The sequence below is a fragment of the uncultured Cyclobacterium sp. genome (assembly GCF_963977555.1).
GTDB lineage: Bacteria > Bacteroidota > Bacteroidia > Cytophagales > Cyclobacteriaceae > Cyclobacterium.
This window is the reverse complement of record NZ_CAXBPD010000002.1, coordinates 394,332-408,299: the sequence shown is the minus strand read 5'-3', so window position 1 is coordinate 408,299 and position 13,968 is coordinate 394,332. Positions and strand designations below refer to the sequence as shown.

The window sequence follows — 13,968 nt, the reverse complement described above, 5'->3', positions numbered from 1 at the left end:
ATCAATGAGTCACCGTTTCAAATTCACATGTGCTCTGATTTTAGTGGTGATTTTATGGCTACTAAACATCAGCCTTGGATCCATCTCAATTCCTATAGAGGCATTACTAAAGCGCTTGGCGGGTGTCCCTTTTCCAAGAGAGAGTTGGGAAATAATCGTGATGGATTATCGAATCCCAAAATCTATGACCGCAATCTTAGCGGGAATTGCTCTTTCTGTCAGCGGTTTACAGATGCAGACATTTTTCAGGAACCCACTGGCGGGACCTTTTGTGCTCGGCATCAGCTCGGGAGCAGGCTTGGGAGTCGCATTATTGGTCATGGCCGGAACAGCATTTGGCTGGCAACTGTTTGCAGGCACAAGCTATTGGTCGGTAATCCTTGCTTCCAGTGCAGGAGCCATTGGTGTTTTGGTTTTGATGGGTTTGGCGGCTTGGAAAGTCAAGGACAGCATGACTTTATTGATCGTAGGACTTATGTTTGGCAGTGCTGCTTCCGCTATTGTGACCCTATTGTCTTTCTTCAGCGCTGCTGAAGAATTAAAGCTATTTACCCTATGGTCTATGGGAAACCTTGGCAATACTGGATGGAGCGAATTGGGGCTATTGTCCGGAGCCATACTCATAGGCGTAACGATGGTCGTATTTTCAGTAAAATCGTACAATGCCATGCTTTTAGGAGAAGCTTATGCCAAGAGCATGGGTATAAATTTCCAAAAATTGAGGTGGATTATGATAGTAAGCACCGGTATATTGACAGGGGGTATAACTGCTTTCTGTGGCCCCATTGCATTTATAGGTATTGCTGTTCCCCACTTGGCCAGATTACTATTTAAGACAAATGATCACAGAATATTATTTCCTGCAACCGCCATCTTAGGGATATTGGTTTTGTTGGCCTGCGACACCTTAAGTCAGATGCCCGGCCATGCTTCCAGCCTTCCGATAAATGCAGTCACTACCGCATTTGGGGCGCCCCTCATTATCTGGTTAATTATGAGAAGAAATTTTAGTGAGGCATTTTAATTTTTAAGGAAATGAAACCAAATAAAAGCAGTCCTAGAAAAGCAAAGCCCTGCATTCATGCCAAAGACTTGGTGCTTGGATATGCACTTGGGAAGCAAATCAACCCCATTGCCTCAGGCATCTCATTCGAATTATTCCATGGTGAATTGACTTGCCTAATGGGTCCAAATGGTGTAGGGAAATCTACCTTATTAAAAGCCATAATGAGCCAAAATTTGCCAATCAATGGGGAAATCTGGTTTGGTGAAACAAGTGCTAGCCAAATGAGTGATTTAGTACGTGCTCAAAATATCGCCGTAGTTTTGACAGAGAAAATCCGTTCAGGCTTAATGACTGTTCGGGAATTGGTAGCCTTAGGCCGTAGCCCTCACACTGGACTCTGGGGACATTTAAGCGCTGCCGACAATGCCTTTGTAAATCAAGTATTGGAATTAACGCATCTGGGTGACATTGCAGAAAAGAGACTGTCTCAGCTAAGTGATGGGCAACGACAAACTGCCATGATTGCACGAGCCTTGGCCCAAGACAGTAACATTATGGTTTTGGACGAACCTACTGCTCACCTGGACCTTACCAATCGTTTTGATATCATGTATCTGCTAAAAAAATTAGCGAAGGAAGCGGGAAAAGCCATTCTTGTCGTTACTCATGACCTCGAAGTAGCCATGGAAACTGCCGATCAGCTTTGGATTATGGCCACCAAAGAACCACTTGTTGCTGGAAGCCCTGAGGATTTAATGCTTGAGGGTCATCTTCAAAAATTATTGCCCGGTGAAAAATGGGAAATCGATTCAGGAAATGGGAAAATAAGGTTGAAAACTCCAAGCACTTTACCTGAAATATCAGGGCCAGAACATTTGACTTACTGGGTCAAGAATGCACTAAGAAAAAACATTGAAATACCAATGCCTGATAAAATAGTAGTCTCACAAAATCCATTTGAGATAATTATTTTTAGCGAGCAAAATTATTTCACATTTTCAAGGATATCAGAAATGATTAGATTTTTGAAAAATTAAACTGCTCAAAAAGTATTTTTTATATTTCGAATTTCAATACAAATAAATTTTATTATATTGATAACCAAATAACTACAGGTTATTATTCTAAAACTAAAATACAATGTCAATTTAAAATTCCCCACCCTAAATTTCTTCAGGTATGAATCGCTATTTAAAGTTTGGCCTCTTTATTTTTTCATTCCTCCTAATCTTAATAATTGGTTCTTTGGTGTATCTACAGATGATATTGCCCAATGTAGGCAATCCACCTGAGAACATGAAGATATCCAGCACATCCGAAACAATTGTTCGGGGTAAATACCTAGCTAATCACGTAATGCTTTGTATTGATTGCCACTCCAAAAGGGATTTTAGCGTATTTAGTGGGCCTCCAATTCCCGGAACCCTAGGTGCAGGAGGGGAAGTATTTGACCATGAATTAGGTTTTCCTGGAAAATTTATTTCACCAAACATTACTCCTACCTACTTACTTAGCTATACAGATGGAGAACTCTTCAGGTTAATCACTACCGGTGTCAAAAAAGATGGCAACCCCATCTTTCCCATCATGCCCTATGCCAACTATGGAAAAATGGACAAGGAGGACATTTTTTCAGTAATCGCTTATATTCGAACATTAACACCTAATGAAATAAAACAGCCAGCATCTGAGGCTGACTTCCCTTTTAGCTTAATCATGAGAACAATCCCACAAAAAGCTGAATTTTCAATCAAACCTCCCGTATCAGATGCTATCGCATATGGCAAATACCTTGTGAATGCAGCCGCCTGCGTAGACTGCCACACCCAATTTGAAAATGGAGCATTTACTGGCGAACATCTTGCAGGTGGAAGGGTATTTAACATGCCAGGAGGAAATATCCTAACAAGCCCCAACCTTACACCAGATAAAACAGGGCTTGGGAATTGGAGCAAAGAGCAGTTTTTGCAAAGATTCAAGCAATTTGAAGACAGGAATAAGTTAAGTAAGGTTCAGGCTGGAGAAATGCAAACCATTATGCCTTGGAACATGTATGCTGGCATGACAACAGAAGACCTGGGTGCTATATACACCTACCTACAGTCCTTGAATCCTGTAGAAAACCAAGTAAACAAATTCTTGAAAGCAGAAAGCTTATAGGCAGTTCAACGCCCCACCATCTATTGGAATACTGGCTCCATTGATATACCCGGCAAAAGGAGAGGCCAAAAACGCCATTAGGTAACCGTATTCTTCGGGTTGGCCAAGCCTTTTTGCTGGTATGGCTTGTTTTTTCTGTTTCATTAAAACTTCAAAATCTTCACCTGTTTCTTGCGATTGGCTTTTAATCAAGGATTCGATTCTTTCGGTTTCAAAGGAACCAGTAAGTACGGTATTCACTGTAATCCCAAATTGAGCCACCTCTTTGGACAAAGACTTGGCCCAACTTACAACCGCAGTTCGCATCGTATTGGACAAAATAAGATTGGCTAAAGGCTCTTTGACTGTAACTGAGGAAACATTGAGAATCCTCCCTACCCCTCTTTCCTTCATCCCATCCAAAAGCAGATGGCTCAGGTGGTGGTAGGTTTTAAAAAGCAGGTCAAAAGCTTGTTGGTAATCCTCAGTTTCTTTTTGAAGGACAGAACCTGTTGATGGTCCATTTGTATTGTTAACCAATATATCCACTCTTTTACCTTTAAAAAAAAATCAGTGGCTGCCCTGAAAGATTCAAAATTTGCAAAGTCAACTTCTAAGTATTGGTGATGTTGACCACCACTTACGTCCAAAGACTTTTTAGCAACCTCAAGCTTCTCTTTATTTCTCGCAAGTAGTGTTACGGAGGCACCACATGCTGCCAATTGCTGGGCTATAGCAAGCCCTAGCCCACTTGTTGCTCCTCCTACTACTGCTTGGTATCCTTTTAAGTCGATTTTCATGGTTGTTACTATTGGTTGTTATTTTTCTATGTTGAATTTAAAATTAACAAAATCAATACCCAAACCACGGTCAACTGGAGTAAATTATTCTTAATTCAACAAATCCTATCTTTTTTGTAGGGTTTGTTGGGATTGTATTTAAATTATTAATTATATTTGTCGTACTAATAATTGGCATGACATACGAGCAATTTAGCAAATATTCATTTATGCTAGACCGAACTGCAAGGAAGGTCAAGCAATATGCACAGCAAAAGTTCAAATTAAAAGAATTTGACATAACGGTGGACCAATGGCTGGTTTTGAAAAATTTAGATGAAAACGAAAGACTGAGTCAGACAGAGTTGGCCCATTTGGTTTTCAAGGATCACCCAACCTTGACAAGAATTGTTGACATTCTTTGCAAAAAGGGTTATTTAGAAAGGATTCAACATCCCGAAGACAGAAGGAGCTATCAGTTGCACCTTACTCAAGAGGGAAAAGACAAGGTTAAAGACCTAAGACCCCAAATAGCATCAATCAGGCAAAAGGCTTGGGAGAACCTAGATGAAAAAGATTTCGGTGAATTCAAACGAATTCTAAACACGATATACAATAATCTAGCAGAATAAATCTAACAGTTACTTAATATTAGTTGTTATACTAATTATATTTGTACAAACTATTGACTTTTAAAGAGGTTAACACATAAAATCGACTAAAAGATGATTACTACTGACATTTGCATTATTGGAGCAGGCCCAGTTGGCTTATTTGCTGTCTTTGAAGCAGGTTTATTAAAAATGCGCTGCCATTTGATAGACGCCTTGCCACAAGTAGGAGGACAACTTTCGGAGATCTATCCACAGAAGCCCATTTATGATATTCCCGGATATCCTGAAGTAAAAGCCCAGGAATTGGTAGACAATCTAATGGAGCAAATAAAGCCATTTAAGCCTACATTTTCTTTAGGAGAACGTGTTGACCATCTTAGCAAACAAACTGATGGGTCTTATGTCCTTACTACGAGTGACAAGACTCAGGTACATGCTCAGGTAGTGATAATTGCAGGTGGATTAGGCTGTTTCGAACCTCGAAAGCCTGCATTGGAAAACCTGACTGAATTTGAAGGAAAAGGAGTAACTTATATGGTAAAAAACCCTGAGCAATTCAGGGACAAAAAGGTGATTTTAGCCGGAGGTGGAGATTCCGCCTTAGATTGGGCCATTTACCTATCTGATGTAGCGGAGAAGGTTACTTTGGTCCACAGAAACGAAACCTTTAGAGGAGCTCCCGATTCTGCTTCAAAGGTATTTAACCTAGCCAATGAAGGTAAAATAGACCTTATTTTATCTGCCAACCTTAAAAAATTAGGAGGAAATGGACACCTGGATACGGTTTATTTAGAGGACAAAAGTAAATCTCAGTTTTCAATTGAAACAGATTACCTCATCCCTTTATTTGGCTTAAGTCCGAAATTAGGACCTATAGCGGATTGGGGCTTGACGATCGACAGAAATGCGATAGAAGTCGATACCAGAGATTATTCTACTGGAGTAGATCGAATTTTCGCTATTGGTGACATTAATACTTACCCAGGCAAACTAAAATTAATCCTTTGTGGGTTCCATGAGGCTGCCATTATGATGCATTCTGCATTTAAGTTTGTGTACCCTGATCAAAAATTAAGCTTTAAATACACTACTGTTAATGGTGTAAATTCATTTTAATCGTATTTTTGCAAAATGGTTACATTCACTGTAGAAGATCACGCTGGCAACCGCCAAAGTATAGAAGCCCCTGATGATATGGGCTTAAGTTTAATGGAAATATTAAAAGCATCAGAATATCCTGTATTGGCTACATGTGGTGGAATGGCACTATGTGCTACCTGCCATATCGAGGTTTTGGAAGGAAAAGAGAGCTTGGGAGAAGCTTCTGATGTGGAATTAGATCAGTTGGAATCATTGCCTGAATATTTTCCGACAAGCCGACTGGCTTGCCAGATAAGAATAAGTGAAGAACTGGAAGGTGCAGTAGTAAAACTTAGAGGAGAAGACAATTAGTCAAAACCAAGAGGGCCTGATTCAATCATCGCCCTCTTGGTTTTTATCATTTATGAGAAGGTTAATTGCTATTTTTAAGCCATTTCATCACTACCTTTCTGAATTTCTCCTGAACAACTGGTTTTGTTAAGAATCCATTGAACCCCGCATTTTTTATTGCTTCTTCTTCACTTTGAAAGGCATTGGCAGTAAAGCCTATGACAGGAATCTGTATGGTACTAGGTTTAGATCTAATTGCTTTCAATAATTCATAGCCATCTAATTTAGGCATATTTATATCTGTTATTACCAAGTCAGGCTTACTTGAAGACTTGAGCAGTTGCAAAGCCTCTTCACCATTTTCTGCTTCCAAAATTATCGCATTGGGATCCAGCTTTTCCATGTATATTTTAACCAACATCCTGTTTACTGCATTGTCTTCTGCTATTAACAATTTAAACGGATCCTTGGGCTTTAAAGGCACTGAATGAACATTTCGCCCTCTAGGAAAATCTTGTTTCACAGTACTGACTTTCAAAAGTCCTTTAAACAGTCTTTCCAATTTTGCTGGTGTAGCAGGCTTATACAAAAAAGATTGACAACCAATAGACCGATAAGACTTTATTATTGTTTCTTGTTCTATACTTCCTAGAGCAGCTATAAAATTAACTTCTTTGGGCCTATCCTCAACAATAACCATCATCTTTTGCATGGTCCAAACACTGTTTTTCCCTAGCAAGCTATTATTTAAAATCACGAGCCTTATATTAAGATTGCTTTCTAATACAAAGAAGGCATCAGTGATTGAAACCACATGCAGCACCTTCATATTGAAACGTTCACAACAGGTTTTAATAACATTTCCAGAAACTTCATTTCCATCAATTATCAATACCTCATTAAGTTCTGAGAGATTTTCATTGTGAATTTTAAAATTCGGAGCTTTAACTTTCAGGTCAAAATAAAAATCGCTTCCTACCCCTATTTCACTCTTCAGTTGGATAGAACTGTCCAATAACTTAAGGAGTTTATTTGAAATGGTTAACCCCAAACCAGTTCCACCAAATTTCTTAGTGGTAGAGGAGTCGGCTTGCGAAAAAGCATCGAAGATTAATTGTTGTTTCCCTTTTGGAATACCAATACCACTGTCTATAACAGAAAACCTAATACTTATTTCACCTGTCTTCTCTTGATTTTCAGTATTTAGTAAGGCCAATTTTAAAATTACTTGACCTTTTTCAGTGAATTTCAACGCATTGTTGAGTAGATTAATCAGGACTTGCTTAATTTTTAATTCATCTGATTCTATCACATCTCCTATTCTTGGATCCAGATCAAGTAGCAATTCTAAACCTTTATTGTGGGCCTGAAAACTCAAAACATCTAGGATAGTCTCGAGTAATTCATATAAGTGTAAAGGCTTAATATTGGTTTCTGATTTTCCAGATTCAATTTTCGCCAGGTCCAGAATGTCATTTATTAAATCCAACAATGCATTGGCCGAATTCAAAGCAGTTGTAGCATATTTACTTTGTTGGTCATTCAATTGGGTGTTGGAAAGGAGCTCAGTAAAACCAATGACACCATTTAACGGCGTCCTTATCTCATGGCTCATATTGGCCAAAAACTCACTTTTAGCACGATTAGCTTCTTCCGCCTCTTCTCTCGATTGTTGAATTTCAATTTGAAAAAGCTTTTCTTGGGTAATGTCTCTTAGCAAAATTATGCTGCCAACAACTTTTCTATTGTGTCCTTTAATAGATGACTTAGAAACAAGATACCAATTTAAATAATCTTCTTTCTCACATGAAAATTCAATCATGCGATAGTCTTCCGAACTAATGATCAACTCGTGAATATCTGGCCAACCTTTTTCTATGACTTTTAATGCTACTTTTTGGTTTATTGTTTTTAACTCAAGCATATTGGCTGCAGCAAGATTCAAGGTAATTAATGAACCATAAGTATCTGTTACCAAAACCCCTTCCTGCATATTATCAAACAAGGTCCTATAGGCAATAGGCGCAATCTTAAATAGGTTGTATCGAGTCAAACCTAAATAAAAAAACAAACCAGTACCTAGGAAGCTGAAAGTAATATAGTCTACCACTAAAGGCCCCTTGCTTGTTATGTAAAACAGATAAACTAATAAAGGTGAGCAAAGCCCCAGAATCACCATAAACACTTGTTTAGAGTCAGATGGAGGAACCTCCTTTATCCTTTTTAACAATAGATACAAACTGACAAACAATAAAAGCAGTGTATAGGATTGGTGTAGCCAATAACCAAATCCTTTACCTGTTAGCAAAAACAATATTTCTCCTTTCTTTGAAAGTTCAAAAGAGCTGTAAAAAAAGGTATGATAATCATTTGTCCATACCAAGAGGATATTTATGGCAGGCACTAAAAACAACAGGTACAGTCTTTCCTGAGTAATCCATTTTTCCCTTTCAGTATATACCAATGTAAATAAGAGCACCAAAGGTGCAAATGAAACCGCACCAACGTACATGCCCTTATACATCAAAAGTTTTAAGGGTATGGTTGTCATAGTCAATTCTAATACATTGGAAATAGAATAGACAAAACATGCAATCATTAGGGCAGAAAAATAAGTCGACACCTTTCCACGCTCATCCTTTTTTATAAATAAAATAAGCAAGACAGGTGCAATGCCCACCACCACCAATAAAAGCAGCAAAAGATTAAAATTTATAGATGATAGCATAATAAAAGTCAAAATAACAATACTGAAATATAAACTTTTATAGTCAAATTTTTATACAAAAGAACGATCTTTTTATATTGATTTTTTAATCCTATTTATAATAATATCATGACCATTTTTTAAGTGAATTATTAATAAAAATCACAAAAAAAATATAGATACGACTATTATTCAAAATATAACATAAGAAATTATTGGATTATAGGATACTGTACATTAATAATTAAAAGCAAATTCGTAGAAAATTGAATTACTTTACACAACTGCTCCGTTCAGCAACTTAAAAAAATTGCTATCCTACTTTATAATTTTACATTGAATAATAACACTTACCTAAAATGTCAAAACCTACCTATTTCGGAAGAGTAAAAAAATTATGGTTTTGATTTTTCAAGGATTTACTCACTAAAATTGCACAATCTCATAGGTAGAAAATCAAGAAAAAACCTTCCCAAAATCAGAGAAGGCTTTTTATGATTTAGCTTATCTTTTATAAATAGCCTCTGAATTTAATTGACCATCTTTATCCAAATACCAATCTAAATAGGATACTCCACCAGATTTTGCCCAGTCTGAAAATCTGCTGTAGGCTTTAGTGAAATCAACTTTTTCCTGCGAATAGGGTATACTTGTAGGAATATGTAGCGCCCAGTTAAATCCTTTGGAACTTGTGTAATATTTATCTTTGCCCATGGAACTGATATCATCACCAGTCATCAACAAATCCTTATCTACCAAATCTGTCGGTTTTTTGTTCATAAGGTGAACTTCCCTACCTCTTTGTTGATTGATAATCATAAATGGATTATAAGGAGCGGCACCCAAATCAGCTTTTCTTATCGCCTCTTTGAATACGATATTTACCTTCACCGTATCTTCTTCATGATGGGCATTTTCAGAATTAACATTTGCCAAGAAGGGTAACTTTTCATTCACATCATCCATTATGATAATTGTGGCCAAGTTTTGTTCTAGTTCTACGCCACTTGAGGAAGTATTAATTTTCCCTGTATTTAACCTAGTTCCTTCTACACTTGCCACCTGATCTGAATTAACAGGCAATTGTATACCAAATCCATTGCGGTAACCTGCTCCAGTGGCACGCACTACTGTAACTATTTGGATTTCCTTAATATGGTTTTTACTATTTGATATTTCATTTACATTATAGTCTATTACCAAGTCATTCATGTCATAATCTCCAAAACTTGGCCAAAGGTCTTCAAATAATAGCGTACCGTAAATATGGGCACCTGGAGAGTAGTTGTTAAATGCCCTTTCTGGATCATCTGGATATTCATCTTCATTATCTGACACCCCATCAGCGTCTTTGTCCTTTTCGTCTGTATCAATAGGCACATAGTCAGAGACCTCCACACTTGTTATAGGGTTCCAAGAAGCATAAAATATCACATCATTAAAGTCATGATCGCAAGCCCCAAAATCTCTTCGAATATCTTCCCAACCCATTAACAAAAGTTTTTCTGAGGCGTCATAAAGAAACACCATTTGGTCTCTAAGTGACATTATCGCATTTCCTGTATTAAGCTTTTTATCCGCATAAAAAACACCGTTTCCGACAGTCACCCTATTACTTTGCCATCCATTTGAAATTAGAAACCAACCAATATAAGTTCCCTTTTCAAAAGCACCATCCATAGGCCCTTTAAGCTTCACTTTATCACCAGAGCGTAAAACACCGTTCTGGGCATTGGGGAATATAATGGTTTTATTCTGGATTTCAGAAGCGGATTTAGGTGCTTCCCCTTCTTTATAATAATAATAACCAATAGAATTACGGTAGCTTCCTCCAGTATGTACATAGGTTACCCATACTTCCGCATCCTCACTGACAAATAACTCTCGTTTATATTTGTCGTCTAAAGCTTCCGGATTGTGTTTTCTTACATCCCTTTGCTCAGGTAGGCTAGTATTAATATTTTTGAGTAATTCATTGGAAACCTTATCAGGCTCCAACAAGTAGGAGGGTTTTCCTTGACTGTTCCACGAACCCAATGTTAGGAAGTCTTCATTTGTTGCTGCTATTCTGGCATTCGCATTTGTCTCATCAATATCATAAAACGAATCTGGTAAAACACTCGGATTGGCGGCATCATAATTATAGGAGGCCTGGCTTCCATTCACCTGCACAATTGCCACTGGTTCTACTCCAATATAACTCGAGCTTACCCACAACTCCTCTTGATAGCTGGGAAGATCAATCAAAACGGTCGCGCTGCCTTCTTCATTCAGGCGAACAGTCTGCAATAATTCACCCTCTTTCAGAGGGTTGTTGTCGTAAATTTTGTAAACGACAAAGGGTATAGGGCTTTTGTCTCGACTTATAGCTGACAGGTTAAACGCTATTGTTTTGGTAGTTGAGAAATCAAAACCTGCCGGAAGGGTCATACCAAGATAACCAACCTCTGCGCCTGGATCAGGCATGTCATCATTTGGATCACAGGAAAATAGTGTTGCCACTATCCCTATGATCAGGAATAAGCTGTTGTTTTTCATCTTAAAAATAGTTTTAAAAATAACTCTTGCTGAGTGGTACAAATATACTACTTAAAAAGTATTAGTTTTTATAATTTTCAACTGGAAAAACCTTCGAAAATGAATGCCCCATTTAATAAAATGAAATATGGTGTTCAAATAATAGATAAACCTTTTTATACTATTTTATAGCTAAAAAATAAATTTCACAACCCTTTTTTATCAAGTTTTTCTAAAAATGCTATTGTTAAATTATCTACAGCAGTATTTTTTATATTGGGAAGATTGAAATCCAGATTTGCCAACTTAATTACTTCATCAAAACCTGCTTCATCAGCTTCATTTCCGGAGGTGATCAGCCATACTTTTTTGTTATACTTTTTGGCCAATTGAAGCAATTCATAACTTCCCTTACCATCTTCAGACTGACTGTCATACCTCCCTTCTCCCGTAACAATCACGTCAGCCTTGGCAATCATTTTTTCAATCCCAATTTTCTCAAAGAAGAACTGCGCACCTTGAGCCATCTTCGTTGGAAAGAACGCACTTAAACCCAAAGCAATGCCTCCAGCAGCACCAAAACTTGGCTGGTCATGAAGGTCATTTTCACTGATATCTTCAAAAAGTTGGTAAACAGCTTTTGCTGACTCCAGAAACAATGAATGGTCCTCAGGTTTCAAACCCTTTTGAGGCCCAAAAACTGGAATTGCTCCCTTATCTCCAAAAAATGGATTGCTCACATCACAAAGACAAGTAAAAGATACCGATGGGATGTTCTCAATAATTTGTATGTGCTTAATTTTTTGAAGGAATTTAGCGCTATGCGTTGACAATTCTTTGTTATTTTCATCCAGAAAAATAACCCCCATAGCTGATAAAATTCCTGTGCCCATGTCTATTGTAGCGCTACCTCCTAAGCCCAATACAATGTTTTTCGCTCCCTTAGCGATCGCTTCTAGTATCAACTCCCCTGTTCCAAAAGAGCTACTTAACCAGGGGTTTAGCTCACTTGGTGTAAGCCATTTGATACCTGAAACAGTGGAAACATCCAAGTATGCGGTCTCAGTGATAGGATCATAACCAAAAAAACCATCAACTGCTCTTCCCAGAGGATCGCTTACGCGAGCATAAAACTTCTTTAGCCCTAGCTGCTGATTAAGTAAATAACATGTGCCATCTCCTCCATCAGCTATGGGTGCAGTAGTCACAATATCTTCTTTGTTTCTTTCTTGGATTAGCTTTTGAATGATGTCAGCTGCATCATCCGCCTCCAGACTACCTTTAAATGCATTAGGTGCTATTAACCAATTCATTCTTTGTCCATACTTTTCATTCTCCGAAAATAATCCTGTGTTGCCGCTACTACTTTTGGCGAAAGGTAGATGGCTGAAATCATCGTTGGGAATGCCATGATTGCGTACATGCCATCCACAAAACTCATAACTACACTTAAGGAAGTGACCGCACCGGCAACAATGGTGATCAAGTAGAAATAATTGTAATAGTTAGCTTTATCTGCTCCAAAAAGATAATTAAAGCATTTGTGACCATAATAGGAATAGGTAAACATGGTAGAAAGAGCAAAGACCAGCACGGCTACCACCAAAATATACTTACCTATGCCAGGTAATCCTTGTTCAAATGCCGCCAGGGTAAGTAAAACGCCATTTTGCTCTCCTGTTTTCCAAACCCCAGTCACCATGATTACTAAGGCAGTAAGGGTACAGACGACAATGGTATCTATAAATGGCCCTAGCATGGCTATCAAACCTTCTCTGACAGGCTCATCCGTTTTAGAAGCTCCATGCACCATAGGGGCAGTACCAATTCCTGCCTCATTCGAAAAAGCTGCTCTTCTAGCTCCAGTAATAATCACTTGGCCTACAGCACCCCCTAAAACAGCTTTGCCTGTGAATGCATCTTCAAGTATGTACCACAACATCTCTGGCACTTCTCCCATGTTTTTGTAAAGGATAACAAAAACACCCACGAAATACATGATTACCATAAAAGGCACAAGTCTGGATGCCACTTTTGCTATTCTTTGAATTCCTCCCAAAATGACTATTGCCACCAAAAACATCATTGTGATACCAATTATCCAACGCGTAGGTTGTCCATAATCCAGTCCAAGCGGTTTAAGCATTACTACCCTTAAGACCTCGGTCAATTGATTTGCTTGGAAGATAGCCAATAAACCCATAATCCCTGCAACGCAAAAAATCACAGAAAGAAAGCGCCATTTCTTACCCATTCCCTCTTCTATAACGTACATAGGCCCTCCCTGAACGTGGCCAGATGAATCTTTCCCTCTGTACATAATGGCAAGCGTACAAGTGAAAAACTTGGTGGCCATGCCCACAAAAGCAGAGATCCACATCCAAAATATAGCTCCTGGTCCGCCTGTGCTTATGGCCAGTGCAACACCACTAATGTTTCCTAATCCTACAGTGGCCGCTATCGCCGAGGACAAGGCCTGCAAGGAAGTAATGTCCCCTGTAGCATTTGGGTCATCGTATTTCCCCCCTACTACTTTCATTGCGTGTCTTAGGCCCCTGAAAGGAATAAGACGAGAATAAATCAACATGAAAAATCCACCGCCCATCAAAAGAAGTAACAATGGAGTACCCCAAATCCAATTACTAAATGCTATAATTACCTCTCCCAAAAGTGATATGGTTTTTTCTTTAAACAAATGCCTTAAAGTGTACAAAGTAATCAATAAATACCTAAACCCGAAATATGCAATCGACATTCTATCACCTGCTGAAATCA

Annotated in this window: 12 protein-coding genes; 6 read left to right on the top strand and 6 right to left on the bottom strand. The window is 38.3% G+C overall.

Features of this window, described 5'->3' with window-relative positions; genetic code table 11:
- Window positions 1–4: 4 nt before the first annotated feature.
- The 3 genes from AAC073_RS03945 to AAC073_RS03935 all read left to right on the top strand — a co-directional run bounded on the left by AAC073_RS03945 (window position 5) and on the right by AAC073_RS03935 (window position 3,166).
- The gene (locus AAC073_RS03945) at window positions 5–1,024 is read left to right on the top strand and encodes an iron ABC transporter permease (protein WP_339922536.1); all 1,020 of its coding nucleotides are present in this window, start codon (window positions 5–7) and stop codon (window positions 1,022–1,024) included.
- An 11-nt stretch (window positions 1,025–1,035) separates the two neighbouring features.
- Window positions 1,036–2,043 carry an ABC transporter ATP-binding protein gene (locus AAC073_RS03940; protein WP_339922535.1) on the top strand — a complete coding sequence of 336 codons (1,008 nt, stop codon included), beginning with the start codon at window positions 1,036–1,038 and terminating at the stop codon, window positions 2,041–2,043.
- Window positions 2,044–2,185: 142 nt separating this feature from the next.
- Entirely contained in the window at window positions 2,186–3,166 is a 981-nt protein-coding gene (locus tag AAC073_RS03935) for a c-type cytochrome (protein WP_339922534.1), read from the top strand.
- Here the strand turns inward: AAC073_RS03935 and AAC073_RS03930 are convergent.
- On the bottom strand, window positions 3,161–3,694 hold the full coding sequence (locus AAC073_RS03930) for an SDR family oxidoreductase (RefSeq protein ID WP_339922533.1): 534 nt from the start codon (window positions 3,692–3,694) through the stop codon (window positions 3,161–3,163). The two genes, AAC073_RS03935 and AAC073_RS03930, sit on opposite strands and share 6 nt — an antisense overlap.
- Window positions 3,580–3,945 carry an SDR family NAD(P)-dependent oxidoreductase gene (locus tag AAC073_RS03925; RefSeq protein ID WP_339922532.1) on the bottom strand — a complete coding sequence of 122 codons (366 nt, stop codon included), beginning with the start codon at window positions 3,943–3,945 and terminating at the stop codon, window positions 3,580–3,582. Before AAC073_RS03925 ends, AAC073_RS03930 begins: the two co-directional genes overlap by 115 nt.
- Window positions 3,946–4,121: 176 nt before the next feature.
- On the opposite strand from AAC073_RS03925, the gene AAC073_RS03920 reads away from it, so the two are divergent.
- From AAC073_RS03920 to AAC073_RS03910, 3 genes are all read left to right on the top strand, one after another.
- On the top strand, window positions 4,122–4,556 hold the full coding sequence (locus AAC073_RS03920; protein ID WP_339922531.1) for a MarR family transcriptional regulator: 435 nt from the start codon (window positions 4,122–4,124) through the stop codon (window positions 4,554–4,556).
- 93 nt (window positions 4,557–4,649) lie between these two features.
- Window positions 4,650–5,654, top strand: a complete 1,005-nt coding sequence (locus AAC073_RS03915; RefSeq protein WP_339922530.1) for an NAD(P)/FAD-dependent oxidoreductase — start codon at window positions 4,650–4,652, stop codon at window positions 5,652–5,654.
- A 15-nt stretch (window positions 5,655–5,669) separates the two neighbouring features.
- Entirely contained in the window at window positions 5,670–5,990 is a 321-nt protein-coding gene (locus AAC073_RS03910; protein ID WP_339922529.1) for a 2Fe-2S iron-sulfur cluster-binding protein, read from the top strand.
- A gap of 61 nt (window positions 5,991–6,051) precedes the next feature.
- Here AAC073_RS03910 and AAC073_RS03905 read toward each other — a convergent pair whose 3' ends face one another.
- From AAC073_RS03905 to AAC073_RS03890, 4 genes are all read right to left on the bottom strand, one after another.
- Window positions 6,052–8,697, bottom strand: coding sequence for a histidine kinase N-terminal 7TM domain-containing protein (locus AAC073_RS03905; protein ID WP_339922528.1), 2,646 nt, complete (start codon window positions 8,695–8,697; stop codon window positions 6,052–6,054).
- Between the two features lie 483 nt (window positions 8,698–9,180).
- Window positions 9,181–11,214 carry an LruC domain-containing protein gene (locus AAC073_RS03900; protein ID WP_339922527.1) on the bottom strand — a complete coding sequence of 678 codons (2,034 nt, stop codon included), beginning with the start codon at window positions 11,212–11,214 and terminating at the stop codon, window positions 9,181–9,183.
- Between the two features lie 185 nt (window positions 11,215–11,399).
- On the bottom strand, window positions 11,400–12,506 hold the full coding sequence (locus AAC073_RS03895; RefSeq protein WP_339922526.1) for a glycerate kinase: 1,107 nt from the start codon (window positions 12,504–12,506) through the stop codon (window positions 11,400–11,402).
- The gene (locus tag AAC073_RS03890) at window positions 12,503–13,861 is read right to left on the bottom strand and encodes an alanine/glycine:cation symporter family protein (protein ID WP_339922569.1); all 1,359 of its coding nucleotides are present in this window, start codon (window positions 13,859–13,861) and stop codon (window positions 12,503–12,505) included. The genes AAC073_RS03895 and AAC073_RS03890 overlap by 4 nt, the downstream gene beginning before the upstream one ends.
- Window positions 13,862–13,968: the final 107 nt, after the last annotated feature.

Coding starts and splice junctions, on each gene's coding strand:
- AAC073_RS03945 (WP_339922536.1), top strand. CDS start 5: ATGAGTCACCGTTTCAAATTCACATGTGCTCTGATTTTAGTGGTGATT.
- AAC073_RS03940 (WP_339922535.1), top strand. CDS start 1,036: ATGAAACCAAATAAAAGCAGTCCTAGAAAAGCAAAGCCCTGCATTCAT.
- AAC073_RS03935 (WP_339922534.1), top strand. CDS start 2,186: ATGAATCGCTATTTAAAGTTTGGCCTCTTTATTTTTTCATTCCTCCTA.
- AAC073_RS03925 (WP_339922532.1), bottom strand. CDS start 3,945: ATGAAAATCGACTTAAAAGGATACCAAGCAGTAGTAGGAGGAGCAACA.
- AAC073_RS03920 (WP_339922531.1), top strand. CDS start 4,122: ATGACATACGAGCAATTTAGCAAATATTCATTTATGCTAGACCGAACT.
- AAC073_RS03915 (WP_339922530.1), top strand. CDS start 4,650: ATGATTACTACTGACATTTGCATTATTGGAGCAGGCCCAGTTGGCTTA.
- AAC073_RS03910 (WP_339922529.1), top strand. CDS start 5,670: ATGGTTACATTCACTGTAGAAGATCACGCTGGCAACCGCCAAAGTATA.
- AAC073_RS03905 (WP_339922528.1), bottom strand. CDS start 8,697: ATGCTATCATCTATAAATTTTAATCTTTTGCTGCTTTTATTGGTGGTG.
- AAC073_RS03900 (WP_339922527.1), bottom strand. CDS start 11,214: ATGAAAAACAACAGCTTATTCCTGATCATAGGGATAGTGGCAACACTA.
- AAC073_RS03895 (WP_339922526.1), bottom strand. CDS start 12,506: ATGAATTGGTTAATAGCACCTAATGCATTTAAAGGTAGTCTGGAGGCG.